This window comes from Pseudomonas onubensis (genome assembly GCF_965653655.1).
GTDB lineage: Bacteria > Pseudomonadota > Gammaproteobacteria > Pseudomonadales > Pseudomonadaceae > Aquipseudomonas.
This window is the reverse complement of record NZ_CBFHAZ010000049.1, coordinates 21224-43745: the sequence shown is the minus strand read 5'-3', so window position 1 is coordinate 43745 and position 22522 is coordinate 21224. Positions and strand designations below refer to the sequence as shown.

General features: G+C 60.9%; 26 protein-coding genes and 1 pseudogene. 14 read left to right on the top strand and 13 right to left on the bottom strand.

The window, feature by feature from the left end:
- Positions 1-146: 146 nt before the first annotated feature.
- Positions 147-977 (bottom strand): IclR family transcriptional regulator, encoded by an 831-nt coding sequence (locus ACTD9P_RS17055; protein ID WP_438868609.1) that lies wholly within the window; start codon positions 975-977, stop codon positions 147-149.
- Positions 978-1219: 242 nt separating this feature from the next.
- Between ACTD9P_RS17055 and ACTD9P_RS17050 the strand changes: the two genes are divergently transcribed.
- Genes ACTD9P_RS17050 through ACTD9P_RS17020 form a run of 7 tightly spaced genes read left to right on the top strand, consistent with a single transcriptional unit; the run spans position 1220 to position 7659 of the window.
- Positions 1220-2248, top strand: coding sequence for an ABC transporter ATP-binding protein (locus ACTD9P_RS17050; protein WP_438868608.1), 1029 nt, complete (start codon positions 1220-1222; stop codon positions 2246-2248).
- Entirely contained in the window at positions 2245-3090 is an 846-nt protein-coding gene (locus ACTD9P_RS17045) for an ABC transporter permease (RefSeq protein WP_138815124.1), read from the top strand. The genes ACTD9P_RS17050 and ACTD9P_RS17045 overlap by 4 nt, the downstream gene beginning before the upstream one ends.
- A gap of 4 nt (positions 3091-3094) precedes the next feature.
- Positions 3095-3889: an ABC transporter permease gene (locus tag ACTD9P_RS17040; protein WP_065932095.1), complete on the top strand. Its 795-nt coding sequence runs from the start codon at positions 3095-3097 to the stop codon at positions 3887-3889.
- Positions 3889-4179: a (2Fe-2S)-binding protein gene (locus tag ACTD9P_RS17035; protein ID WP_438868607.1), complete on the top strand. Its 291-nt coding sequence runs from the start codon at positions 3889-3891 to the stop codon at positions 4177-4179. The genes ACTD9P_RS17040 and ACTD9P_RS17035 overlap by 1 nt, the downstream gene beginning before the upstream one ends.
- Complete coding sequence (locus tag ACTD9P_RS17030; RefSeq protein ID WP_438868606.1) at positions 4176-5519, top strand: FAD/NAD(P)-dependent oxidoreductase; 1344 nt, start codon at positions 4176-4178, stop codon at positions 5517-5519. The genes ACTD9P_RS17035 and ACTD9P_RS17030 overlap by 4 nt, the downstream gene beginning before the upstream one ends.
- Entirely contained in the window at positions 5516-6613 is a 1098-nt protein-coding gene (locus tag ACTD9P_RS17025) for an NAD(P)/FAD-dependent oxidoreductase (RefSeq protein ID WP_438868605.1), read from the top strand. The genes ACTD9P_RS17030 and ACTD9P_RS17025 overlap by 4 nt, the downstream gene beginning before the upstream one ends.
- Before the next feature lie 14 nt (positions 6614-6627).
- Complete coding sequence (locus ACTD9P_RS17020; protein ID WP_438868604.1) at positions 6628-7659, top strand: ABC transporter substrate-binding protein; 1032 nt, start codon at positions 6628-6630, stop codon at positions 7657-7659.
- Positions 7660-7698: 39 nt separating this feature from the next.
- Here ACTD9P_RS17020 and ACTD9P_RS17015 read toward each other — a convergent pair whose 3' ends face one another.
- The 4 genes from ACTD9P_RS17015 to ACTD9P_RS17000 all read right to left on the bottom strand — a co-directional run bounded on the left by ACTD9P_RS17015 (position 7699) and on the right by ACTD9P_RS17000 (position 11285).
- A complete protein-coding gene (locus ACTD9P_RS17015; protein ID WP_438868603.1) occupies positions 7699-8193 on the bottom strand; it encodes a hypothetical protein in 495 nt (164 codons plus the stop codon).
- Between the two features lie 112 nt (positions 8194-8305).
- Positions 8306-8953 carry a nicotinamidase gene (locus tag ACTD9P_RS17010; protein WP_438868602.1) on the bottom strand — a complete coding sequence of 216 codons (648 nt, stop codon included), beginning with the start codon at positions 8951-8953 and terminating at the stop codon, positions 8306-8308.
- Between the two features lie 235 nt (positions 8954-9188).
- Positions 9189-9962: an L-iditol 2-dehydrogenase gene (locus tag ACTD9P_RS17005; protein WP_438868601.1), complete on the bottom strand. Its 774-nt coding sequence runs from the start codon at positions 9960-9962 to the stop codon at positions 9189-9191.
- Positions 9963-9974: 12 nt separating this feature from the next.
- Complete coding sequence (locus ACTD9P_RS17000) at positions 9975-11285, bottom strand: ABC transporter substrate-binding protein (RefSeq protein WP_438868600.1); 1311 nt, start codon at positions 11283-11285, stop codon at positions 9975-9977.
- Between the two features lie 208 nt (positions 11286-11493).
- On the opposite strand from ACTD9P_RS17000, the gene ACTD9P_RS16995 reads away from it, so the two are divergent.
- The 4 genes and pseudogenes from ACTD9P_RS16995 to ACTD9P_RS16980 all read left to right on the top strand — a co-directional run.
- Positions 11494-12432, top strand: coding sequence for a helix-turn-helix domain-containing protein (locus tag ACTD9P_RS16995; RefSeq protein ID WP_438868599.1), 939 nt, complete (start codon positions 11494-11496; stop codon positions 12430-12432).
- A gap of 155 nt (positions 12433-12587) precedes the next feature.
- Complete coding sequence (locus tag ACTD9P_RS16990; RefSeq protein WP_438868598.1) at positions 12588-13550, top strand: nucleoside-specific channel-forming protein Tsx; 963 nt, start codon at positions 12588-12590, stop codon at positions 13548-13550.
- Positions 13551-13564: 14 nt separating this feature from the next.
- Positions 13565-14593 carry a purine-nucleoside phosphorylase gene (locus ACTD9P_RS16985; protein ID WP_138815112.1) on the top strand — a complete coding sequence of 343 codons (1029 nt, stop codon included), beginning with the start codon at positions 13565-13567 and terminating at the stop codon, positions 14591-14593.
- Between the two features lie 129 nt (positions 14594-14722).
- A pseudogene (locus tag ACTD9P_RS16980) lies at positions 14723-14854 on the top strand (purine nucleoside permease); the annotation flags it as partial.
- A 298-nt stretch (positions 14855-15152) separates the two neighbouring features.
- On the opposite strand, the gene ACTD9P_RS16975 reads toward ACTD9P_RS16980, so the two are convergent.
- The 7 genes from ACTD9P_RS16975 to ACTD9P_RS16945 all read right to left on the bottom strand — a co-directional run bounded on the left by ACTD9P_RS16975 (position 15153) and on the right by ACTD9P_RS16945 (position 19237).
- The gene (locus ACTD9P_RS16975; protein ID WP_438868597.1) at positions 15153-15488 is read right to left on the bottom strand and encodes a DUF6124 family protein; all 336 of its coding nucleotides are present in this window, start codon (positions 15486-15488) and stop codon (positions 15153-15155) included.
- 441 nt (positions 15489-15929) lie between these two features.
- Positions 15930-16889 (bottom strand): quinone oxidoreductase family protein, encoded by a 960-nt coding sequence (locus ACTD9P_RS16970; protein ID WP_438868596.1) that lies wholly within the window; start codon positions 16887-16889, stop codon positions 15930-15932.
- Positions 16890-16919: 30 nt separating this feature from the next.
- Positions 16920-17093, bottom strand: a complete 174-nt coding sequence (locus tag ACTD9P_RS16965; RefSeq protein WP_438868595.1) for a DUF1427 family protein — start codon at positions 17091-17093, stop codon at positions 16920-16922.
- A gap of 103 nt (positions 17094-17196) precedes the next feature.
- On the bottom strand, positions 17197-17961 hold the full coding sequence (locus ACTD9P_RS16960) for an AraC family transcriptional regulator (RefSeq protein ID WP_438868610.1): 765 nt from the start codon (positions 17959-17961) through the stop codon (positions 17197-17199).
- A gap of 67 nt (positions 17962-18028) precedes the next feature.
- Positions 18029-18199, bottom strand: coding sequence for a metallothionein (locus tag ACTD9P_RS16955; RefSeq protein WP_017139618.1), 171 nt, complete (start codon positions 18197-18199; stop codon positions 18029-18031).
- Between the two features lie 89 nt (positions 18200-18288).
- Positions 18289-18744, bottom strand: a complete 456-nt coding sequence (locus ACTD9P_RS16950) for a DMT family transporter (RefSeq protein ID WP_438868594.1) — start codon at positions 18742-18744, stop codon at positions 18289-18291.
- A gap of 4 nt (positions 18745-18748) precedes the next feature.
- Positions 18749-19237, bottom strand: a complete 489-nt coding sequence (locus ACTD9P_RS16945; RefSeq protein WP_438868593.1) for a DMT family transporter — start codon at positions 19235-19237, stop codon at positions 18749-18751.
- A 117-nt stretch (positions 19238-19354) separates the two neighbouring features.
- Here ACTD9P_RS16945 and ACTD9P_RS16940 point away from each other — a divergent pair, with 117 nt between their 5' ends.
- The 3 genes from ACTD9P_RS16940 (at position 19355) to ACTD9P_RS16930 (ending at position 21164) form a co-directional block, all read left to right on the top strand.
- On the top strand, positions 19355-20287 hold the full coding sequence (locus ACTD9P_RS16940) for a LysR family transcriptional regulator (protein ID WP_200433697.1): 933 nt from the start codon (positions 19355-19357) through the stop codon (positions 20285-20287).
- 143 nt (positions 20288-20430) lie between these two features.
- A complete protein-coding gene (locus tag ACTD9P_RS16935; RefSeq protein WP_438868592.1) occupies positions 20431-20790 on the top strand; it encodes a type II toxin-antitoxin system Phd/YefM family antitoxin in 360 nt (119 codons plus the stop codon).
- Positions 20787-21164, top strand: coding sequence for a type II toxin-antitoxin system VapC family toxin (locus ACTD9P_RS16930; protein WP_438868591.1), 378 nt, complete (start codon positions 20787-20789; stop codon positions 21162-21164). Before ACTD9P_RS16935 ends, ACTD9P_RS16930 begins: the two co-directional genes overlap by 4 nt.
- A 28-nt stretch (positions 21165-21192) precedes the next feature.
- Here the strand turns inward: ACTD9P_RS16930 and ACTD9P_RS16925 are convergent, their stop codons facing one another.
- On the bottom strand, positions 21193-22512 hold the full coding sequence (locus tag ACTD9P_RS16925) for an Nramp family divalent metal transporter (protein WP_017139624.1): 1320 nt from the start codon (positions 22510-22512) through the stop codon (positions 21193-21195).
- Positions 22513-22522: the final 10 nt, after the last annotated feature.

Genomic DNA, 22522 nt, shown 5'->3' with positions numbered 1-22522 from the left:
CGGTGTGTCAGTTAATTCATCTGTCACTGACCCACCGCATTCGCGAGCAAGCCCGCTCCCACAGTTGACCTCATACAGTTTTGAATATGAGGTCGACTGTGGATTTGCATGCACTGAAGAGCTGCTTTTCATTGGGTTGAGATCAGCTAGCCACCAAAGGTCTGCGACGGCCGCCGCAACGTCGGATCAAACGGATTAATCCGTGGCCCGATCGCCGCCGCTTCGCGCTTGAGCAACTCCACCACCATCGGCAACCGGCTCGGCCCCAGGCGGTCGCTGATGGTCGCCACACTCAGGGCCGCCACCGCGTGTCCATCCCGATTCAGGATCGGCACCGCCAATCCGGCCATGCCTTCGAGCACGCCGGTATTACGCGCGGCATAACCCAGGCGCCGTACATTCTCGACCTCGGAGCGCAACAGCACTTCGTCATACAGGTGAAAATCCTTGAGGCGCGGCAGGTTGTAGCGAATCACCGTCTCACGCTCCTCCTCCGGCAAGAACGCCAGAATCGCCAGGCTGCCCTGCCCCACGCCGAGCGCCACACGCCCGCCAATATCGCCCGTGAAGGTGCGAATCGGATACGGCCCTTCGCTGCGGTCCAGGCAGATCGCATCAAAGCCGCTGCGCGCCAGCAGAAACAGCGAATCCCCCAATGACGCACTCAGGCGCAACATGCTCGGGCGCACCAGGGCGCGCAGGTTGCCGGTCTTGCCGGCGTTGGCCGCCAGGGCGAAGAACTCCAGGCTCAGGCGGTAGCGCTTGCTGCGCGCATCCTGCTCAACCATGCCTTCGTCCATCAGGCTGCGCAGCAGGCGGTGCGTAGTGGGTTGCGACAGACCGACTTGCTGCGCGAGCTGGGTTACGCGTTCGCCGCCTTCGGGCACTTCGCCCAACGTGCGCAATAACGCAAACAGACGCGAGACGCTGCCCGCGCCGACTTCCTTAGCGTTTACATTCCGCTCAGTGGAATCCATAACACGTAATCTCGATAGTAATTCTGCTGAATGAATAAAACTGAAAATAATAGTCCGTTCAGTGAAATTCCATCTTCCGCCCATCCTAGTCTTCGTCCTAATCTGCGTCCACAGGGGCGAAATGAACAACAACTGGCAGCCGACTTGAGATCGAGCGCCAACGCACCCGCAACACTCTTTTCGCATCTGCCCAAAACAAAAAAGCGCGTTTCGACGCGACTCAAAAAAGGTGGAACGCAGACATGGCTTTTCTCCAACTCAACGCCTTGAGCAAACGCTACGGCGCCGTCGATGCTGTGGTCGCCACCGACCTTGCAGTGGAAAAAGGCGAGTTCGTTTCCCTGCTCGGCCCATCAGGCTGCGGCAAGACCACCACCCTGCAAATGATCGCCGGCTTTGTCGACGTGAGCGGCGGGCAGATCCTGCTCGACGGCCGCGACATCACCCACGCCAAACCCGCCAGCCGTGGCTTGGGCGTGGTGTTCCAGAGCTACGCACTGTTCCCGCACATGAGCGTGCGCGACAACGTCGCCTTCGGCCTGAAGATGCGCAAAGTGCCGGCCGCCGAGATCGCCAGCAAAGTTAAAACCGTGTTGGAACTGGTGCGCCTGGCCCCACACGCCGAGCGCTACCCGCGCGAGTTGTCCGGCGGCCAGCGCCAACGTGTGGCCCTGGCGCGTGCGCTGGTGATCGAGCCGCCCGTGCTGCTGCTGGATGAGCCACTGTCCAACCTCGATGCCAACCTGCGCGAAGAAATGCAGTTTGAAATCCGCCGCATCCAGTGCGCCGTGGGCATCACTACCTTGATGGTCACCCACGATCAGGCCGAAGCGCTGTCGATCAGCGACCGCGTGGTGGTGATGCAGGCCGGGCGCGTGACCCAGATCGACGCGCCCTACAAACTTTACGAACACCCACGTACGCGGTTTATCTCGGACTTTGTCGGCAAGGCCAATCTGCTGGCGGGTGACTATGACGAATTCGGCACTGCGCAAGTGCGGCATATCGGCGGCGACGGCGAACTGGTACTGAGCCTGCGCCCGGAAAAAATCCAGCTGGTGGATGCCGGCTCAGGCCGCCTGCAAGGCAAGGTCCTCGACAGCTATTTTTTCGGCAGCCAATGGCTCTACCGCATCCAGACGCCTCTGGGCGAAATCACCGTGGTACGCAGCAACGACGGCAGCGCGCCGCTCGGTTGCGGCGCGGCGGTGGGCCTGGACTGGCACGCCGAATTGCTGCGCGTACTGGCGGCGGATGAGGTGCGCGCATGAGCCGTGGTTATCTGTTGTCGTTGCCGGCCCTGCTGCTGTTCAGCGGCCTGCTGATCCTGCCGCTGTTCATGACCCTGGTGCTGTCGTTCAACGTGTTCGACTACCAGGTGGGCGTGAAGGCTGATGAGTGGACCTTCGCGCATTACCTGTCGCTGTTCAGCGATGCGTACTTCTACGAGATCTTCTGGCGCACCTTCTGGATCAGCGCCTTGGTGACCCTGCTGTGCGTGGTGATCGGCGTACCCGAAGCCTACATCCTCAGCCGTATGGGCACGCCGTGGCGCTCGATTTTTTTGATTGTGATCCTCACGCCGCTGCTGATCTCGGTGGTGGTGCGCGCCTTCGGCTGGAGCTTGTTGCTCGGCGCCGACGGGCTGGTCAACCAAGTCATTCAGTTCCTCGGCGGGCGCCCGGTGAAACTGCTGTACACGCCGTTCGCCGTGGTGATTGCACTGGTGCACGTGATGCTGCCGTTCATGATCATCCCGGTGTGGACCTCGCTGCAAAAGCTCGACCCGTCGGCGGAGCAGGCGGCGTTGTCGCTGGGCGCAAGCCAGGCCACGGTGATGCGCAAGATCGTATTGCCACAAGTGATGCCGGGCGTGCTGTCCGGCACCTTGATCGTGTTCGGCCTGGCTGCCAGTTCGTTTGCGATCCCCGGCCTGCTCGGCGGACGCCGCCTGAAAATGGTCGCCACCGTGGTCTACGACCAATACCTCTCGGAACTCAACTGGCCCATGGGCGCGACCATTGCGGTGGTGCTGCTGTTGGTCAATTTGCTGATCATGCTGAGCTGGAACCGCATGGTCGAAGGCCGCTACAAAAAGTCCCTGGGGGTTTAAGCGCATGTCCAGAAACGGTCCTTTGGCACTCGGTTTCCATGGTTTGGTGGTGCTGTTCATGATGGCGCCGCTGGTGGTGGTGTGCCTGGTGGCCTTCACCCCGGAAAACACCTTGAGCCTGCCCACCTCGGGCTTCTCGCTGCGCTGGTTTCGGGCAGTGTTCGAGCGTGCCGACTTTATCCAGGCGTTTTACAACAGCCTGATCCTGGCATTTACCGCCGCCACCCTGGCAACCCTGATTGCAGTGCCCGCCGCCTTGGCGATCAGCCGCTATCAGTTCCCTGGTCGCAACTTTTTCAGTGCGTTGTTCCTGTCGCCCATCATCATCCCGCACCTGGTGCTGGGCGTGGCGATGCTGCGTCTGTTTGCGCTGATGGGCGTGAATGGCAGCTTCACTTGGCTGATGCTTGCGCACGTGGTGATCATCACGCCGTATGTGCTGCGCCTGGTGTTGGCGGCGGCTATCGGTATTGATCGCAGTGCCGAGCAAGCCGCCGAGTCGCTGGGTGCCGGGCGTTTTACGCTGTTCCGCCAAATCACCTTACCGATGATTCTGCCGGGCGTGGCCGGCGGCTGGTTGCTGGCGTTCATCAACAGTTTCGATGAAGTGACGCTGTCTATTTTTGTCAGCTCGCCGGCCACGCAAACCCTGCCGGTGCGCATGTACGTGTACGCCACCGAATCCATCGACCCGATGATGGCGGCGGTCTCGGCGCTGGTGATTGCACTCACCGCAGCCACCATGATCCTGCTCGACCGGGTGTATGGCCTGGACCGCGTACTGGTGGGGAAACATTGATGGCCTTGTTCAAACGCTTGGTCGAAACCCGGCGCCCTGCCCTGGCCTTCACCCTCGACGGTAAACCAGCCAGCGGTTTGCTGGGCGACACCTTGCTCACCGCCATATTGACCTGCGCCGAGCACCTGCGCGGCAGCGATTTCAGCGCCGAACGCCGCGCCGGTTTCTGCCTGATGGGCGCGTGCCAGGACTGCTGGGTGCGGCTGGAGGATGGGCGCCGTGTGCGGGCGTGTTCGACGCTGCTGCAAGAGGGCCAGGCGATCAGCCGCGATCCGGGGCGTCAGGCATGAAACCGATCGTGATTGTGGGCGCAGGCCCGGCGGGCATCAGCGCGGCGCGTACCTTGCTGAACCATGGCATCAAGCCGTGCCTGGTGGATGAAAGCCTGCGCGGCGGCGGGCAGATTTACCGGCGCCAACCGGCTAATTTTCAGCGCTCGGCCAAGCAACTGTATGGCTTTGAGGCGGGCAAGGCTACGGCCGTACACCGCACACTGGATGAATTGGCGCCGCTGATCGACTACCGGCCCGAAACCCTGGTGTGGAATGCCGAGGACGGTCGCCTGGACATGTTGAATAACGGCCACGCCGAAAGCGTGGAATACGCCCGGATTATCGTCGCCACCGGCGCCACCGACCGCATTCTGCCAGTGCCGGGCTGGACCTTGCCCGGTGTCTACAGCCTGGGCGCGGCACAAATCGCGTTGAAGTATCAGGGCTGTGCCATTGGTGAGCGCGTGGCGTTGTGTGGCAGTGGGCCGTTGCTGTATCTGGTCGCCTACCAATACGCCAAGGCCGGGGCCAAGGTGGTGGCGGTGCTCGATAGCGCGCCGTTCAGTGCCCAGTGCCGTGCTTTGCCGGCGCTGCTGGGGCAACCGGCGACCCTGGCCAAAGGCATTTATTACCGTGCCTGGCTCACTGCCCATGGGGTTCGCGTGTATCAGGGCACGACGCTCCAGCAGATCGACGGCGAGCAACGGGTGCGTGGCATTCGCTGGGGCAAGCAGGTGCTGGAATGCGATGCCGTGGCGTTCGCCCATGCGCTGCGCAGCGAGACGCAACTGGCGGATTTGCTCGGCTGTGAATTTGCCTGGAACAGTTTGAACCGCGCCTGGCTGCCACAGCGCGACAGTGCCGGGCGCAGCAGCGTAAGCGGCGTGTACCTGGCCGGCGACGGTGCCGGGATCATGGGCGCCGACGCTGCGCAAATGGCCGGTGAACGTGCGGCGTTGGCGGTCCTGGAAGATTCAGGCACTGCCATCGATCCGCTTCGCCCAGCGCTGCTTGAGCAGCAACTGGCGGGTATCCAGCGCTTTCGCCATGGCCTGGAAACCGCGTTCCCTTTCCCTGAGCAATGGGCTGCACAGGCGCCGGATGAGTTAATCCTGTGCCGCTGCGAAGAAGTCAGCGTCGGCGACGTGCGCGCCGTCGTCGATGAAGGCCACTGGGAAATCAACCGGGTCAAAGCCCATTGCCGCGTCGGCATGGGCCGCTGCCAGGGCCGCATGTGCGGGCTGGCGGCAGCAGAGATTGTGGCCGAGCGCAGCGGTCGCGCTATACACGAGGTTGGCCGCCTGCGCGGTCAGGCGCCGATCAAGCCGCTGCCGTTTGGCGTGCAGGTGCAGCCATGATCGACGTGATCGTGTTGGGCGGCGGCATCGTCGGCGCATCGGCGGCCCTGATGCTCGCGCAAAAAGGCCAGCGTGTGGCCTTGGTGGAAAGGGACTTTTGCGGCTCGCACTCCAGCGGCGTGAATTACGGCGGTGTGCGCCGCCAAGGCCGCCCCTTGCATCAACTGCCCCTCTCACAACGCGCCCATGAGCTGTGGGCCGACCTGCCGGGGTTGATCGGCATCAACGGCGAGTACGTGCGCTCCGGGCATTTGAAACTGGCGCGCAGCCATGCGGATTTCGCCGCGCTGCAAGCCTATGCCGAACAGATCCGTGGTTTTGGCCTGGGCTTGCAACTGCTGGATTACGCCGAATTGCGTGCGCGCTTCCCGTGGGTGGGTGACATCGCGGTGGGCGCCTCGCTGTGCCCCGAAGACGGGCATGCCAACCCGCGCCTGGTGTCGCCCGCTTTCGCCCGTGCGGCGCAGCGCCTTGGCGCGGCGGTGCACGAGCAGGCCGAAGTGACTCAGATCGAACATGACGGCCAGTGCTTCCAGGTGCGCTGCGCCAATGGCCTGCACCTGCAAGCGCCGTGGTTGCTGAACTGCGCCGGCGCCTGGGCCGGCACGCTCGCCGCGCAATTTGGCGAGCCGGTGCCGATTACCTCGGCACACCCGGCGATGCTGGTGACCGAGCCGCTGCCGGTGGTGATGAACGTGAGCACCGGCGTTGAAGGCGGCGGTATTTATGCGCGCCAAATCGCGCGTGGCAACTGCATCCTCGGCGGCGGCCGTGGTTTTGCCCTTGGCCCGCTGACAGCGCGCCCCGGGCAAGCGGCGGTATTGGAGATTCTGCGCAATGCCGGCGAGCTGTACCCGTTTCTCAAGGGTGCCCAGGCGATTCGTACCTGGAGCGGCACCGAAGGTTACTTACCCGATCATGAACCGGTGATCGGCCCCAGCAGCACCCAACCTGGCCTGCTCCACGGTTTCGGCTTTGCCGGCGCCGGGTTCCAGCTCGGCCCCGCCGTCGGTGAAGCCCTGGCAGAGATCGTCTGCACAGGCGCCAGCCGCCAACCCATCGAAGCGTTTTCCATTCGTCGTTTCCAAGCCTGAGAGGAAAAACATCCATGAACCCACGTATCGCGCTGTCCTGCTTGCCCCTCGTCTTGCTCACCGCCACCGCCCATGCCGCACCGACGCTGTACCTGGGCATGAACGGCGGCACCATGGAACGGGTGTACGCCGACAAGGTGCTGCCCGCGTTCGAGAAGGCCAATAACGTCAAGGTGGTGATCGTGCCCGGCACCTCGTCGGACATCCTCGCCAAGGTCCAGGCCAACAAAGACAACCCGCAGATGCACGTGATGTTCCTCGACGACGGCATCATGTACCGCGCCATTTCCATGGGCCTGTGCGACAAACTCACACCCAACCCGACCCTGGACCAGATCCCGGCCAAGGCGAAGATCAAGGATGAAGCCGTCGCCGTGACGCTCGGTGTGACGGGCCTGGGCTACAACGCCAAAATGTTCAAGGAAAAAGGCTGGGCCGCGCCCACCTCATGGATGGACCTGGCCGACCCGCGTTTCAAGGACAAAGTGGTGTTCCAGTCGCTGGCCTCCTCCACCTTCGGCCTGCACGGTTTCTTGATGTTCAACCGCATCCAGGGCGGCTCCGAAACCAACGTGGAGCCAGGCTTCAAGGCCTGGCCAAAGACCATCGGCCCCAACGTGCTGGAATACATCGCCAGTTCCGCGAAGATCTCCGAGATGGTGCAGACCGACGAAGCGGCGATCTTCCCGCTCACCCCCACCCAGGTCACCACCCAGCAATTGCTCGGCATTCCAATGGAATATGCACAGCCCAAGGAAGGTGCAGTGGTGCTCAACGTGGCCGAGTGTGTAATTGCGCGTAACGACCAGCCGGAACTGGCGCAGAAACTCGCGGCCTTCTTGCTGACGGCAGAGGCCCAGGCGCCGGCGCTGGAAGAAGGCGACCAGATCCCGTCGAACCCGACCACGCCGACCACCGACAAAACCCGCGCACGGGTGGAGGCGATGCAAGGGTATTTGCAGACGGCGATTTCGATTGATTGGGACCAGGTGAACCAGGCGCGGCCAGAGTGGAATGCGCGCTGGAGTCGCTCGATCGAGCGTTAGCGGGTAGGCGTGGCCTGCTCCCGCGTGACTGCGCGGGAGTTACTGGCAGCGAATGTCTGCCAGTTTCAACCGCATCGTTTGATAGCGGTAAGTGTTTAATAACAGTATTCCCAAAAGTGGAAACGCAACCCCCAATACGTAGCCCAGCGCGTGGGGCCGGTATTGAATAGTCGGTGTCACCACCGCCAGGCACAGGACAAAATAGCCCGCCTGCCACCCCGTGGAACAAACGCGCCCGCGTGCCAGCATCGAATGGCCGACGCCAGAAAAAATCATCAAGCCCAGCACAAGAGCAACGGAACAGGCGGTTTGCATCGCAGGGCCAAGGCAGCGCAAATAGGTGGTGCTCGCCAGGAAGGCAGCCGTTGCGCCTGACAGCAGGCTCACAACCACCACCAGCATAAATTCAGGCAGGAACCGGGTAAGACGGTTTGCAGTTGACTCCCTCACGCTACAGCGCCCCCTGGCCATCAAGGCCGCACGTGCAAAAGCGATGAGGGTAAATGAGTCATGCCCAGCGAGGGTATAGGACACGTCTCATATTCCAGTGCGCAAAGTTATCTGCTCTAGCCGCGGGCCACTGGTTCGGTCGACTGTGTGAGCTGGCTCCCACAGAAAAGCAGATATTCGGTGTTTTCTATGCGCCTTAACGCGTGGCCATCGCGGCCAGTTCTTCGCGGCTACGGCTGATGGCTGCACCGGCATTGAGCAAATCCGTGACCGCCGCTGCACCGCCCTCCTCGCTGATGCCCCGGCACGCCGGCAAATGCAGCACCACTTCCAGGCCAGCCCTGAGCAATTGCAAGGCGGTGGTCTTGACGCAGAAATCCAGGGCCAGGCCGCCCACGATCACGCGGCGCACGCTCTGGGCCTTGAGGTACTCGATAACCCCGGTGGACAGCTTGTCGTGCAGGTCGTGGTAGCAGGCGCCATAGGGATGCAGGTCGGGTTCGACGCCCTTCCAGATGAAGTAGTCGTAGTCATACGGGGTGGGTAATTCGTCGAGCAAGGTGAAGCCCTCAGTGCCCGGCACGCAATGACTGAGCCAGGTGAGGTCGGCATGCTCAAGGCCGGTGGGTTTGAGCATGTCGCCGGGTTGCGTGACCACCCACGGGGCGTGCGGGGTATGTGCGTCTTTGCTGCCGACACGGTAGGCGGCAAGACTGGCCATATAGTTGAGTTCGGCACCGATCTGGTCGCCGCCGGCCACCGGCAGTTCATTGGGGCACAACGGCGTGAAACTCTTTTGAGGGTCGACGTCGAATGAGGCTAAGGCGGTTTTCGGAAGGGGCATGGCGGCACTCCTGTGAGGTGCAGGTAAAAGTAGACATGAGGGACTGCTACCTCCACAAACACTTTGTTTACTTTTTTGATCACCGCATTGCCAACTGACCCCGCATTCAAGCCTTATGGAGATCCAATGTGGGAGCGGGCTTGCTCGCGAATGCGGTGTGTCAGTTGCTGAATGCATTGACTGACACGCCGCTTTCGCGAGCAAGCCCGCTCCCACATTTTGCTCAGTGCTTGGCTCAATTCATCCAGTTGCCGCCATCGACGTTGTAGGTCTGTGCCACCACATAGTCGGCGTCTTTGGAGGCCAGAAAAATCGCCATGCCGGTCAAATCCTCAGCTGTACCCATCCGCCCGAACGGCACTTCGGCCCCAACCCGCTGTTTCTTCTCGCCAGGCGCCAGCCCTTCATGCTTGGCAAACAACGCATCCACGCCATCCCAATGCTCGCCGTCGACCACGCCCGGGGCGATGGCATTGACGTTGATGCCCTGCTTGATCAGGTTCAAACCCGCCGACTGCGTAAGGCTGATCACCGCCGCCTTGGTTGCGCAATACACCGCCACCAGCGGCTCGCCGCGCCGCCCGGCCTGGCTGGCCATGTTGATGATCTTGCCGCCGTGGCCCTGGCTGATCATCTGGCGGGCCGCCGCCTGCAAGGTGAACAGCGTGCCGGCGACGTTGATCGAGAACAGCCGCTCAAAGCTGTCACGGCTGATGTCGACGATGGGCGCCAAGTCGAACAGCGCGGCGTTGTTGATCAGGATATCGAGCTTGCCGGCCTGGGCCACCACGGCGCTAATCGCAGCGTCGATAGAGGCTTGGTCGGTGACGTCCATCGCGACCGCGTAAGCCTGTGGGCCCAGCTCGGCCGCTGTGGCCTGGGCGCGTTGCAGGTTGATATCAGCAATGGCAACCGTGGCGCCTTCAGCGATGTAAGCCTGGGCAAAGGCGCGGCCGATACCGCGCGCCGATCCGGTGATCAGCGCGCTTTTACCTTCAAGTCGGTTCATAAAGAAGTCCTGTTATTTAGGATAACCAGCGCGTTTCATTTCGCGTTCGGTGGTGGACTGAGCTTCAAGCAAGGCCTGGTCAACTGTCATGCCGCCGGTGAGCGCCGCCGAGAACAACTTGCCCACCGAGGTGCCGATGGCCTGGAATTCCGGGATGGTCACGTACTGGATACCCACATACGGCACCGGCTGGGCCGACGGGTGCGCAGGGTCGGCGTGCTTCATCATCTCCAGCGTTACCTGGGCAAACGGCGCGGCCTTCAGGTAAGCCTCGCTGTAGGTGGACTGGCGGGTACCCGGCGGTACGTTGGTGATGCCTTCTTTATCAGCGACCAGCTGGATGTAGTCCTTGGAGGTGGCCCAGGCAATAAAGGCCTTGGCGGCGTCTTTGTGCTTGGACGTGGCCGGGATCGCCAGGGACCAGGCGTACAGCCAGGAGGAGCCTTTGTCGGTGACTTCGGTCGGCGCGGCGGCAAACCCAACGCTGTCGGCCACTTTGCTCTGGGTTTTGTCGGTGGTGAATGAGCCGGCGACGCTGGCATCCACCCAGATTGCGCACTTGCCGCTATTGAACAGCGCCAGGGTTTCGTTGAAGCCGTTACTGGACACGCCCGGCGGGCCGTAGTTTTTCAGGGTGTTGACGTAGTAGTTGGCCGCGGCTGTCCACTCGGGGCTGGTCAGTTGCGGCTTCCACTGTGGGTCGAACCAGCGTGCGCCAAACGCATTGGCCATAGTGCTCAACAAGGCGATGTTCTCGCCCCAACCGGCTTTGCCACGCAGGCACATGCCGTATTGGTCTTTGTCTTTTACCGTGAGTTTGGCCGCGAACGCACCGAGCTGAGTCCAGGTCGGGTGCGCAGGCATGCTCAGCCCCGCTTGCTTGAACAAGTCGGTGCGGTAGTAGGTAACGGTGCTTTCGCCATAAAACGGCAGCGCATACAGGGTGTCGTTCACCGACAAACCCTGGCGCACGGAAGGGAAAATATCCTCGGCGTCATAGTTGGCAGGCAGTTCGGTCAGCGGCTCCAGCCAGTGTTTGGCGCCCCACAATGGCGTCTCGTAGGTGCCGATGGTCAGCACATCGAACTGCCCGCCCTGGGTGGCGATATCGGTGGTGAGGCGTTGGCGCAGCACGTTTTCTTCGAGCACCACCCAATTGAGCTTGATGTCCGGGTGCTGCTGCTCGAACACTTTGGACAAGCGCTGCATGCGGATCATGTCACTGTTATTGACCGTGGCGATGGTCACGGTGTCAGCGGCGTAGCTGGGCATGGCCAGCGCCAGGCCAGTTAGCAGGAACAGCGCGTGTGGGAGCTTGAGCATGGCGGTATCCACCTGTTGTTTTTGTTGTTGAGCACCGATTACAGCAGCTTGGCCAGGCCCTCACAAACGAATGGCGAATGCACGGCTGGTACTTTTTTAACTCGCGCTTGAAAGTCAAAAAAGTATCAGCGCCGGGCGAAACCGGGGGTAGCGCACTGATTGCCAGTGCGCGTATTTTGAAGCCATCGCCCCTACAAGAGGCATCAGCATGCCCGTCAGCCGCGCCCAATTATTCGAACACCGCCCCGCCGAACTCGAAGTGATCCTGCCCGAGCCGGACCACTGTTTTCGTTGGTTCGAACATGACTACCCGTATGACCTGGCACGCTGGAACCATCACCCCGAGTTTGAGATTCACCTGATCCGCCAAGGCAGCGGCAAGTTGGTGGCGGGCGACTACATTGGTGCGTTCAGCGCCGGGCATGTGGCGTTGATCGGCCCGGACCTGCCCCATGACTGGATCGGCGACCTGGCTCCCGGCGAATACCTGCATGGCCGCGACGTGGTGCTGCAATTCGACGGCGCCGCCCTGCTCGCCCTGCGCAAAACCCTGCCGGAACTCGGCGATTTGCAGCCGCTGTTCGAACAGGCCCGACGCGGCCTGGAATTTACTGGCGAGACCACCATGCAGGCAGCCGAGTTGATGGAAGCCATCGGCAACGCCCACGGCCTGCAGCGGTTGATCCTGTTCCTGCGACTGCTCGACACGCTTAAAAATGCACCGCAAGCGCAGGTAAAGGCGTTGGCCAGCCCCTGCTATGCGCCCACCCTGGATGCACGCAGCGCCGAACGCATCAACAAAGCCTTCGATTACCTGATGCGCGAGCTGACCGGCGACTTGCGCCTCTCGGTCATCGCCCAGCAATTGCAGATGAGCGAACCGGGCTTCTCGCGCTTCTTCAAACGCAACACCGGCCACGGTTTTATCGACCTGATGCGCAAGTTCCGCGTGCAACGCGCCTGCCGCCTGTTGCTGCAAAGCGACATGTCGGTGGCAGACATTTGCTTTGAAGTGGGCTACGCCAATTTGTCCAACTTCAACCGGCACTTTCGCATCGAGATGCACCAGACGCCGAGCGAGTATCGGCGCGAAACCGCGATGCATTTATTAAACCGCATCGAGAAATTGACACCCAGCCAATTTTGACCGAAAGGTCGACTAATCCCTGTTTTTTCCATACTGCTCAAGCCTTTGAGCAAAGTTGGTACGCCACGTGCAAACGTTTGCGGAACGAACTTGGCCACCAAGTTCATCACTACCCGCAGAAACGGGTTCAAACCGCGTAAGAATAGGGATTTTCAATGCACCTCACCTCAAGGCGTCCCGCTTGTTTTGGTGTTTCCTTGCTACTGGCCGCCGTTACGGGAGTACTCAGCGCCCCCATTTTGGCGCAGCAAAAACCCGTGGATGACTCAGCACAGGGCGAAACCCTCAGCCCTGAAACCAAAAGCCCCGACGCCAGCCCGACAAAAAAAGGCGTGTATATGTCGGAATGGTTCAACCAGGACCTGACCCTGATCGGCAGCAAAGACATCAGCTTCGGCCCCAAGCCGCAGGACGATGTGTACCTGGAGTACGAGTACTTCGGCCGCAAAGGCCCGTTCGAGCTGTATGGCTACATCGACGTGCCGAAAATCCTCGGCATCGGTAACAGTAATGACAAAGGCGCGTGGGACCATGGCTCGCCGGTATTTATGGAGCATGAGCCGCGTATCTCCATCGACTACCTGGCCGGCCGCAGTCTGGCCATCGGCCCGTTCAAGGAATGGTATGTAGCCTTTGACTGGATCTACGACCACGGCAGCAACAAGTCCAACCGCGCCAACACCCTGTACAGCGGCCTGGGCACCGACATCGACACCCATTCGCGGGTCAACCTGTCGGCCAACTTCTATGGGCGTTACCAGTGGGAAAACTACGGCGCGAACAATGAATATTCGTGGGACGGCTACCGTGCGCAAATGAAGTACATCGTGCCCATCAGCAGCTTCGATAACGGTGCCTCGCTGACTTATATCGGCTTTACCAACTACGATTTCGGCTCGGACTTGCACAAGGACAACCCGGCGCGCACCGCCAACTCACTGGTGGCGACCAACGTGCTGCTGTACTCGTTCACCCACTTGCGCTTCACCCTGGTCGGCCGTTACTTCCACAACGGCGGCAATTGGGAGGATGGCAGCGAGCTGAACTTCGGTGAAGGCAACTTCCGCGCCCGCTCGGATGGCTGGGGCTACTACGCCGGTGTCGGTTACCAATTCTGATCAAGGAGCTATGGATGAAAATGTTTACCCGTCTTTCGATGGCCATCGGCTTGGCCTTTTTGCCCCACGTGGTACTGGCGGATACTCCAGCGCCGATCAAGCCCAAAGTGATGCTGATCACCATGTTCGCCCCCGAGGCGCAAACCTGGATCGACCGCCTGGAACTCAAGCAGGAAGTCCGCGTGCCAGGCCTGTCGGCCGAATACCCGGTGATTCGCTGCAACACCCAGGACGTGTGCCTGCTGGTGACCGGCATGGGCCAGACCAACGCCGCCGCGTCCACGCTGGCCCTGGCATTGTCGCCCAAGTTTGACCTGCGCCAGAGCTACTTCCTGATTGCCGGGATCGCCGGCATCAGCCCTAAACACGGAACCATCGGCACCGCCGCCTGGGCGCATTACCTGGTGGAGTTCGGCACCCAGTGGGAGCTGGATTCGCGCGATGCACCTAAAGACTGGCCAACCGGTTACATCGGCATCAACACCAAAGGCCCCAACGAGAAACCACCGTTGGACTACAAGACCGAAGTATTCGAGCTGAACCCCAAGTTGCAGGCCAAGGCGTTTGCCCTGTCGCAAAAGGTTGAGCTGAGCGAAAGCAAGGAGTCCAGCGCCTGGCGTAAACACTACCCGGCCGCGCCGGCCAACCAGCCGCCGCAAGTCACGCGTTGCGACACACTGGCGGGCAACACCTGGTTCTCCGGCACACGCCTGAGCGAACGCGCCGAGGTCTGGACCAAGTTGCTCACCGACAATAAAGGCGAGTACTGCACCACCCAGCAGGAAGACAACTCCACCTATGAAGCCTTGCTGCGCGCCAGCCGAGAAGGTTTGGTGGATATTCAGCGCTTGGCCGTGGTGCGCGCCGGCTCCGATTTCGACCGGCCGTATCCGGGCTACAGCGAAGTGGACAACTTGCTGAAGTATGCGGACCAGGGCGGGTTTGTACCGGCACTGGAGAACCTGTACCGCACGGGCAATCCGCTGGTACAGGCGATCCTGAAGAACTGGTCGGCGTGGGAAAAAGGCGTCCCTGAAGCCTAGTGCAGATAGATCGTTCCCACGCTCCGCGTGGGAATGCCGCCCCGGACGCTCTGCGTCCCGTCGTAGATGGCGCAAGGTGACGCGGAGCGTCACAGGATGCATTCCCACGCAGAGCGTGGGAACGATCTTAACTTGCTGAAGTACGCGGACCAGGGCGGGTTTGTACCGGCACTGGAGAACCTGTACCGCACGGGCAATCCGCTGGTACAGGCGATCCTGAAGAACTGGTCTGCATGGGAAGAAGGCGTCCCTGAAGCCTAGTGCCGATAGATCGTTCCCACGCTCCGCGTGGGAATGCCGCCCCGGACGCTCTGCGTCCCGTCGTAGATGGCGTAAGGTGACGCGGAGCGTCACAGGATGCATTCCCACGCAGAGCGTGGGAACGATCTTATGAACTGGTCGGCGTGGGAAAAAGGTGTTCCAGAAGCCTAGTGCCGATAGATCGTTCCCACGCTCCGCGTGGGAATGCCGCCCCGGACGCTCTGCGTCCCGTCGTAGATGGCGCAAGGTGACGCGGAGCGTCACAGGATGCATTCCCACGCAGAGCGTGGGAACGATCTTAGGTCACGGGGTGGGCTACATTCAGCGCCTTGTCGACTAGCAGTTGCACACCCTCCAGCATCCGACAGATACCCAGCGCGACATTGCGTTGCGAACCCTCGATTTCAAACGCCAGGTGGTTGGCGATATCACTGATGGAAGCCAGATCCTGGGAAGCATTGACCAGCAAGGTTTCCGTACCCAAGTCTGCGCGCACGGTGAAGATGCCTTCGCTGGGTTCAGGAATGGGTTTGCCGGGGTTGAGATAGTGATTGATCGCGCGGTAGGCGACTTCGTGCAGGGTGCTGGTGTCGTAGTCTTGATGGACTGGGGGATTGGGGCTGTCTTTGATCATGGTGGAACTCCGTCGACAAGTGAAGCTGCCAACGCTCGCGGTCAAGCAAGGGTAAGGTGGCAGCTGTACGCGGGTTGACCGACCGGTTGTCAACGAACCCGGCATACCCAAAGGTATCCCGCGCACAACTGCCGCGACACAATACCTCAGGCATAAAAAAAGCGCCTGAGATTGGTACAGGGCGTAGCGATTCGTTAACAAGTCGGACGGTCAAATCCGGCCGCTGAATTGACAGCGACGGCAGTGAGGTTAGTCAGCCGGCTTCCGAGCGACAACCTGAAACCTGTGTGGGAAACGTCCGATCAACCCAGATGCCTGAAACCTTGTGGAGATCCAAATGTGGGAGCGGGCTTGCTCGCAAAAGCAGTGGATCAGCCAATACATCTGGCGACTGACACACCGCATTCGCGAGCAAGCCCGCTCCCACAGTTTTTAACCGAGTTAAGGCAGGAAGATGATCTTGTCCGCACTGCCCTTGTTCACTTCCTCGTAACACTGCACCCCATCCGCCAACGCCACTTCACGCAAGCCTGTCGGCAACGGCAGCGAACCCTCATCAAAAAACCGCCCGAACTGCTCCAGCATCACCGCGCACTGCTCGCAGTTGTAGAGCAATGAATTGATGCCCACCACCGAGCCGCCCTTGCGATACAACGCCAGTGCCGGCAGTTGCACATGCCCATCGACCGGCGCCGCGATGATTGCGATGCGGCCGAACGCGGATAACCCTGCGACAGCCGCGGGCAGCCAGAAACCGGTAGTGTCGAAGATCACATCAGCGCCGCCCTTGAACACCGCATTCACCTGCCCTCCCAATGCGTCCGGTTGGCCCAGGGCAATCGCGTCGAAGCCCTGCGCCTGCAACGCCTCGACCTGATCCGCTTTGCGCACTGCCGCCAGCACCTGCGCACCGCGAATTTTCGCCAGCGCCAACGCCGCGCTGCCTACAGCACCGTTGGCGCCAATCACCAGCAGCCGCGTGCCTTTGCCGACACCGCTGCGCTCCAGCGCATCCCAAGCGGTGGTGTACGGCACGCCAAGACTGGCAGCCTGGGCAAAACTCAAATGTGTCGGTTTATGCGCTACGCCTTTCGCCGACACCGTGAGGTATTGCGCGTGGGAGCCGTCGGCAAAAAAACCGAGGTCACGGCCGGTGCCCCACACCGCCTGGCCAACCAGTTCCTGCGGGCCTTGCACCACCACACCGGCAAAATCCCGGCCGGGAATACGCGGCAATGTCGTGTAGGGAAACCGCCCAAGAACGTTTTTAACGTCGCTGGGGTTCAAACCCGCCGCTTTAACCTGGACCAACACTTCACCGGCGGCCGGCAGCGGCTTGGCAACTTCAACGAGACTGAGGGCGGCGAGGTCGCCGGTGGCGGAAAATTGCAGTGCGTTCATGGCCAATATCCATCGAAGGGTAAAAAGGAATCAGGACAACCAACCGCTGACCAGCGCACGCCCCATGGGCCACAGCTTCTCGCCGATCAACATACCCATCAAGCCCACGAGGGCAATGGCGGGCGGCGCGGGCGAGCGAAAGTCCAGGGCACCATAGATCACGCCGACAAACAGGCCGATGGCGAGGGAAATGAGATAGTTCATAGGGGATAGTTCATAGGGTTTACGCCGGGTAGGTTGATGCGCCCAGTGTAGTGAGCCCATTCCCGAAGCATCGGCCAAGTGCTTCAGGATTTCGGCCAAAGCCTCAACCGACGTATTGCGACGGCGCCACACCGAGTTCACGGCGGAACATGTCGCTGAAGCTGCTCGGCGAATAGCCCAAAGAGCGGGCAATGCCGCTCACCGACTGGCCCTGGATCAACTCCGCCACCGCCGTGGCCAGTTGCACCTGACGGCGCCACTCGGCAAAGCCCATACCGAGGTGGTTCTGAAACAACCGCGCCAGCGTGCGCACACTGGCACCCGCCGCCTCGGCATGTTGCTCAAAGGGGATTTCCAGCGAGGGCGCCGCCATCACCGCCTGGCAGGCATTGATCAACCGCCGGTCCGCCCCCAGTGGCATGGCGATGCGGATCTGCGAGCGGCGCGCGCGTTGCAGCTCCAACAGCGCCAGGCCGACCACGGCGTCGTAATAGGCTGTGTCACCGTTATCGCCTTGATCGACCAGCGTGACGATCAGCTCACGCAGCAGGCCGCCGACTTCAATCACTTGCACCTGACTGTCCAGCGTCGCCGCCAACGCCGGGCGCAGGTAGATATTGCGCATCTGCAAGTCTGAGACCACACGAATCCCGTGCTCCACACCCGGTGGCAACCACACGGCGCGCTGCGGCGGCACCACTAAAGCTTCGCGCGGTGTTTCAACCCACATCACCCCGCTCATTGCGTAGAGCAACTGGCCCCAGTCGTGGCTGTGTGGCTCCACATACAATCCACGCGGGTAGGTCCGCGCCAGCGGTTGCACGGGGACGGCATGATCAGTGAGGTCGGGAGGCGCGGCCAGGGCCATGAAGAGCACATCAATCAAGGGTGAGCGGCCATGGTAATGACCGCCACCCGATAAGCCGAGCGGATTTTTAGCCGTGGGCAGACTTAGCGCACTCGCAACCGGTCGACGAGGCACACGGTTCGCCATGCGCATGGTGCTCGGCGCAGCCTTGGCAGCAGTAGCCCTTGCCGTCTTTCATCACCGCGTTGGTGCCCAGTACGCATTTGCAGTGTGGGCAGGCACAGGTTTTATCAGCCATGTTCAGACTCCTTTTGCATGGTCGTCCAGGTGCAACGGGCGCTGCACCTTAAGCAGTGACTACCGGCAAGGTTTCAAGGTTCACCGCCGTTAATCGGCCGGTCGGCTGTTGCTGCGGTACATGAACACCAGCGCCAACGCCAACAGCAGCATCGCCACCACGCGGCTGCCCGACAGCTCGATGGCCGGGTTGCCCAGCCAGCCGAAGTTATCGATCAGCATGCCCATGCCCAACTGCCCGACGATTACCGCCACCGTGGCCACCGCCGTCCCCACCACGGGCACCGCGCCGACCATGACCATCATGTACACCACGCCGAACAAGGCGCCGGTCAGTTGCCATTTGGGCACATCCAGCAAACTCACGGCCTGTGCGGGTTCGAAGAAGAAAATCAACAACGCCGTGCTGATTGCGCCCACCGAAAAGGTCAGCAAACTGCTGCGCAACACGCCAACCGTCTGGCCCAGGCGCCCATTGATCGCGGCTTGCACACTCAGCACCGCACCGGCGGCAATCACCAGTACCAATAACAGAATCAGATTCATCACCTTAACCTCGTGCAATCAGAACAAGTGCCGCCACAATCAACGCCAAAGCTATCCAGCGTTCGCCATTGACACGCTTGCGCGCGGTGCCGAACCAGCCGAAATGGTCGATCAGCACGCTCTTGCCGACCTGGCCCGAGAGGATCGCGATCATGGTCATGGCGATACCGATATGCGGCGTGGCCAAAGTCAGCACCACCACGTACATCGTCCCCAAAAAACCGCCGATCAACTGCCAGCGCGGCAGGTCGGTGAGTGCCGGGCCTTTTTGCGGGCCGCTGAACAGCAATAGCAAAAACAGAATCGCCGTACCGACGCCAAAGATGCTCAACGTCGCCCACAAATGCCCGACCTGTACACCCAATGGCCCGAGCAAGCCGGCTTCAACCGACAGGCCCATGCCCGCCAGAATCACCAGCGGCAGCAAGAGCAAGCGCAAAAGGTTTTTTTTCGGCCTGGCCTGCGCCACGCCCTCGATGGAACTTGCCTGCATACATCACCTGCGCGTCAAGAAAGGAAACATGGCGCGCATTATCCGGTGGCCGTGCTGTGCGATAAATGGGAGCATGCGGATAACACCTTTGCGCATTACGCACAGCCTGGAGCCACGATGCAGGGTTTGAATGAACTGAGTTTCAAGGCATTGCGCCTGTTTGTAGCCGTGCTGGACCACGGCAGCTTTTCGGAAGTGGCGCGTCGCGAAGGGCTGGCGCCCTCCTCTATCTCGCGGCAAATCCAATTGATGGAACAGGCGCTCGGCCAGCAATTGCTCTACCGCCACACACGTGCGGTCAGCCCTACAGAAGCCGGGCGCCTGCTGGGGCGCCACGCACGCTTGATGCTGGAACAGCTGGAGGCCGCCGGCCAAGCCCTGCAGGAGCAAGAGAGCGAACCCAGCGGGCTGGTGCGCATCAACGCGCCCATGGTGTTTGGCCAACGCCACCTGTCACCGTGGCTGGGCGAGTTGTGCCGCCGCTACCCCAAGCTGCAACTGGATATCCAGCAAACCGACACCTATGTCGATCCTCTGCAAGACGGCACCGACCTGCTGTTTCGCATCGGCGTGCTTAACGACTCCAGCATGCAAGCGCGCATCTTCGCACCCCAGCGTTTTCGCCTCGCCGCCAGCCCCGCCTACCTGGCCCGACATGGCACGCCACGCCACCCCGAAGAACTGGCCAACCATCAATGCCTGGCCTACAAAGGCATCACCGGCCAGCAGCGCTGGTTCTTTCGCCGCGACCAGGGCGACTGGACGCCCTACAGCGTCAAAGGCCCGATCACCGGCAACCACGCCGACACGCTCACCCATGCGGCGGAGCAAGGCCTGGGGCTGGTGGTGTTTCCGTCCTGGCTGATCGGCGAAGGCTTGCGTGCCGGCACCTTGCAGGCGGTACTCACGGAGTACGACGTGGCGACCACGCTGGAGCCGCAGCAGATTGCCGCGCTATGGCCGGGCAGCCGGCGCCTGTCGCTGAAGGTACGCACGGTGATTGATTATTTTGTGGAGTGTTTTGGGGCGGTGCCGTATTGGGATCGGTGAGGTTCCTCCCTCTCACTGGAAAAGCGTTGGAAGGTAAAAATTCCTCGTGGGAAAAGTAGGCTCGTTCTGATTTTTCGGGCCACTATTTCAGACCCGGCACATGGCAGGCAGACTTTGGCTCAATCTTTTTTTGGAGAGGCGCCATGGATTTCGTTTACCAAAAACAATCGCGTTCTGAACGCGCGGCTAAAGCCGGCCGTCATGCCGTCTTTGATAGCTCAGCTGATTTTGGCTATATTTGGCCAAAATATGGAGATCGCCACATGATTACCGTACCGCTGGGTGAAGCAAAAAATAATCTGTCAAAACTGGTCGATGAGGCTGCCGCAGGCAAAGTGATCACCATCGCCAAGCATGGGCGTGCGATGGCACAGCTCGTCCCCGTAGGACAGTCCAAAGGCCGCCGGATTGGCGCAATGAAAGGCAAGCTCATTATCCCCGAAGACTTTGATGCGCCTTTACCCGATGACCTGCTGGATGCGTTTGAGGTCAACCCTTTATGAGGGTGCTATTGGATACCCATATTCTGCTGTGGACACTGAGTGATGACCCCAGGCTATCCAATAAAGCCAAAAAATTGATTGAAGACGCTGCTGAGATTTACGTCAGCGCTGCAACCTTCTGGGAAATGGCGATCAAGGTAGGCTTGGGAAAGCTCGAGGTGGATTTGGATGAAATCCGAGAATACTGCCTGGAGAGCGGTTTCACCGAATTGCCAATCACTTCAGAACACGCGATTGCGGTAAAGGATCTTGAGCAACACCATAAAGACCCGTTCGACCGGCTTATCGTTGCGGCAGCCATGAGCGAGCCGATGAAACTGCTGACGGCCGATCCGCAGGTTGCCCAGTACACATCCTTGGCAATTCTGGTGTAGGTCGAGTTGGAGCGATCACACGTTTAAGTCAAAACAACCACTGCCCAATCAACCACGCATTCGCCCCACTGATCAGCGCAAACAGAAACCACGCGAGTAACCGCGTGGGCAAGCGGTTAACGAATGGCCCCATCAGTTGCTTGTCGTCAGTCATGCGGATCAGCGGGTACAACGCGAATGGCAGCTGCAGGCTGAGCACCACCTGGCTCAGAATCAACAGTTTGCCAATGGCATCGTCGCCCATCAGCCACACCCCGAGGAACGCCGGGATCAGCGCCAGCCCGCGCGTGATCAGGCGTCGCTGCCAGCACGGAATGCGCAGGTTGAGGTAGCCCTCCATGATCACTTGCCCGGCGATGGTGCCGGTAAAGGTGGAACTCTGCCCGGAGGCCAGCAAGGCAATGCCGAACAGGATGCTGGCGAAGGCGCCACCCACCAAGGGGTCGAGCAGGTGATAGGCGTCCTGGATTTCGACCACCTCGGTGTGGCCGGTCTTGTAGAACGCGGCAGCGGCCAGCACCAAAATCGCAGCGTTGACCAGCAAAGCCAGGGCCAGGGAGCCGATGGTGTCGATACGCGCCAGCTTGACCGCGTCCTGTTTGCTGGCGAGGTCTTTGCCGATCAGGCGGGTTTGCACAATCGAGGTATGCAGGTAGAGGTTATGCGGCATTACCGTGGCACCGAGAATGCCGATGGCCAGGTACAACGGCGCTGCATCGCTGATGGCTGCCAGTGACGGGGTAAAACCGCTGAGCACGTCCGGCCAGTAGGGTTTGATCAACACCAGCTCGATAAAGAAGCACACGCCGATGGTTGCGACGAGCGCCAGCATGATCGCCTCAAGACGTCGGAAGCCGCGGTTTTGCAGGGCCAGGATCAATAGCGTGTCGAAGGCGGTGATGACGATACCGGTGGTCAGCGACACGCCGAGCAACAGGTGAAACGCCAGGGCGCAGCCGAGCACTTCAGCCAGGTCGGTGGCGATGATCGATATTTCGGCCAGCACCCATTGCGTGCGCGCGGAGCGTTTGCTGTAGCGCTCGCGGCACAGTTGCGCGAGGTCCTTGCCGGTGGCGATGCCCAGGCGCGAGCATAAGCACTGCACCGCCATGCCGGCCAGGCTGGCCAGCAGCACCACGAACAACAGGCTGTAGCCGTAACGTGAACCGGCTTCGATGGCGGTAGCCCAGTTGCCGGGGTCCATGTAGCCGATGGAGATCAACAGGCCGGGGCCGGCAAACATCAGCGCCCGTTTGAAAAACGAAGCCTTGGGGTCAACGATAACGGAGCCGGCCACTTCCGGCGGGCAGAATGGGGCAGTGGCGATTTTCGGCAGGCTGAATTTCACGCGGTATCCC

Coding starts and splice junctions, on each gene's coding strand:
- ACTD9P_RS17055 (WP_438868609.1), bottom strand. CDS start 977: ATGGATTCCACTGAGCGGAATGTAAACGCTAAGGAAGTCGGCGCGGGC.
- ACTD9P_RS17050 (WP_438868608.1), top strand. CDS start 1,220: ATGGCTTTTCTCCAACTCAACGCCTTGAGCAAACGCTACGGCGCCGTC.
- ACTD9P_RS17045 (WP_138815124.1), top strand. CDS start 2,245: ATGAGCCGTGGTTATCTGTTGTCGTTGCCGGCCCTGCTGCTGTTCAGC.
- ACTD9P_RS17040 (WP_065932095.1), top strand. CDS start 3,095: ATGTCCAGAAACGGTCCTTTGGCACTCGGTTTCCATGGTTTGGTGGTG.
- ACTD9P_RS17035 (WP_438868607.1), top strand. CDS start 3,889: ATGGCCTTGTTCAAACGCTTGGTCGAAACCCGGCGCCCTGCCCTGGCC.
- ACTD9P_RS17030 (WP_438868606.1), top strand. CDS start 4,176: ATGAAACCGATCGTGATTGTGGGCGCAGGCCCGGCGGGCATCAGCGCG.
- ACTD9P_RS17025 (WP_438868605.1), top strand. CDS start 5,516: ATGATCGACGTGATCGTGTTGGGCGGCGGCATCGTCGGCGCATCGGCG.
- ACTD9P_RS17020 (WP_438868604.1), top strand. CDS start 6,628: ATGAACCCACGTATCGCGCTGTCCTGCTTGCCCCTCGTCTTGCTCACC.
- ACTD9P_RS17010 (WP_438868602.1), bottom strand. CDS start 8,953: ATGCCCCTTCCGAAAACCGCCTTAGCCTCATTCGACGTCGACCCTCAA.
- ACTD9P_RS17005 (WP_438868601.1), bottom strand. CDS start 9,962: ATGAACCGACTTGAAGGTAAAAGCGCGCTGATCACCGGATCGGCGCGC.
- ACTD9P_RS17000 (WP_438868600.1), bottom strand. CDS start 11,285: ATGCTCAAGCTCCCACACGCGCTGTTCCTGCTAACTGGCCTGGCGCTG.
- ACTD9P_RS16995 (WP_438868599.1), top strand. CDS start 11,494: ATGCCCGTCAGCCGCGCCCAATTATTCGAACACCGCCCCGCCGAACTC.
- ACTD9P_RS16990 (WP_438868598.1), top strand. CDS start 12,588: ATGCACCTCACCTCAAGGCGTCCCGCTTGTTTTGGTGTTTCCTTGCTA.
- ACTD9P_RS16985 (WP_138815112.1), top strand. CDS start 13,565: ATGAAAATGTTTACCCGTCTTTCGATGGCCATCGGCTTGGCCTTTTTG.
- ACTD9P_RS16975 (WP_438868597.1), bottom strand. CDS start 15,488: ATGATCAAAGACAGCCCCAATCCCCCAGTCCATCAAGACTACGACACC.
- ACTD9P_RS16970 (WP_438868596.1), bottom strand. CDS start 16,889: ATGAACGCACTGCAATTTTCCGCCACCGGCGACCTCGCCGCCCTCAGT.
- ACTD9P_RS16965 (WP_438868595.1), bottom strand. CDS start 17,093: ATGAACTATCTCATTTCCCTCGCCATCGGCCTGTTTGTCGGCGTGATC.
- ACTD9P_RS16960 (WP_438868610.1), bottom strand. CDS start 17,961: ATGGCCCTGGCCGCGCCTCCCGACCTCACTGATCATGCCGTCCCCGTG.
- ACTD9P_RS16955 (WP_017139618.1), bottom strand. CDS start 18,199: ATGGCTGATAAAACCTGTGCCTGCCCACACTGCAAATGCGTACTGGGC.
- ACTD9P_RS16950 (WP_438868594.1), bottom strand. CDS start 18,744: ATGAATCTGATTCTGTTATTGGTACTGGTGATTGCCGCCGGTGCGGTG.
- ACTD9P_RS16945 (WP_438868593.1), bottom strand. CDS start 19,237: ATGCAGGCAAGTTCCATCGAGGGCGTGGCGCAGGCCAGGCCGAAAAAA.
- ACTD9P_RS16940 (WP_200433697.1), top strand. CDS start 19,355: ATGCAGGGTTTGAATGAACTGAGTTTCAAGGCATTGCGCCTGTTTGTA.
- ACTD9P_RS16935 (WP_438868592.1), top strand. CDS start 20,431: ATGGATTTCGTTTACCAAAAACAATCGCGTTCTGAACGCGCGGCTAAA.
- ACTD9P_RS16930 (WP_438868591.1), top strand. CDS start 20,787: ATGAGGGTGCTATTGGATACCCATATTCTGCTGTGGACACTGAGTGAT.